The organism is Mycetohabitans sp. B3, from assembly GCF_021498065.1.
In the GTDB taxonomy this organism is placed as follows: domain Bacteria; phylum Pseudomonadota; class Gammaproteobacteria; order Burkholderiales; family Burkholderiaceae; genus Mycetohabitans.
This window is the reverse complement of record NZ_JAHLKN010000123.1, coordinates 1-664: the sequence shown is the minus strand read 5'-3', so window position 1 is coordinate 664 and position 664 is coordinate 1. Positions and strand designations below refer to the sequence as shown.

At 59.9% G+C, this 664-nt stretch carries 1 protein-coding gene; it reads left to right on the top strand.

All coding sequences use genetic code 11. The annotated features are described in order from the left end of the window. Positions 1-664: AMP-binding protein (locus KQH55_RS15875; protein ID WP_235091646.1), on the top strand; the 664-nt coding region annotated here is incomplete at both ends.

The window sequence follows — 664 nt, the reverse complement described above, 5'->3', positions numbered from 1 at the left end:
TGCCACCCGAGGCGGCCCGGCAGGATCGGCATGCTCTGCGGGACTATTTGACAAGCCATGCGATTACACACGCGACTTTACCGCCTGCACTGCTTCAACATGGCGCAGAGTTGGCCAGCTTTGGTCCGCCCTTGACGCTGATTCTGGCAGGTGAAGCACCCAGTGCAACGTTGGTTCGAGATTTATCTGAACAAGGCACGGTCTTTAATGCCTACGGTCCCACGGAGACGACCGTTTGTGCCACAGCATGGCGTGGTGCACGTGATTTCAGCGGTGAGGTCTCGATTGGGCGGCCGATTGCGAACACGCGTGTTTATCTGCTCGATGCGCACGGCCAGCCGGTGCCGTTAGGCGTGGTCGGCGAGTTGTATATTGGTGGCGCGGGGGTGGCACGCGGCTATCTGAACCGCCCCGAGCTGACCGCTGAGCGCTTTGTACCGGATCCGTTCTCCGATGACGCGGGTGCACGGCTGTATAAGACCGGGGATGTGGCGCGGTATTTACCGGACGGTAATTTGGAGTTTGTGGGGCGCAACGATGAGCAAGTGAAGATTCGCGGCTTTCGCATTGAACCGGGTGAGATCGAAGCGTGCTTAATGGCGCATCCGCAGGTGCGTGATGCGGTGGTGCTGGCAACCGGTGAGGGCTCGGATAAGCGGCTGGT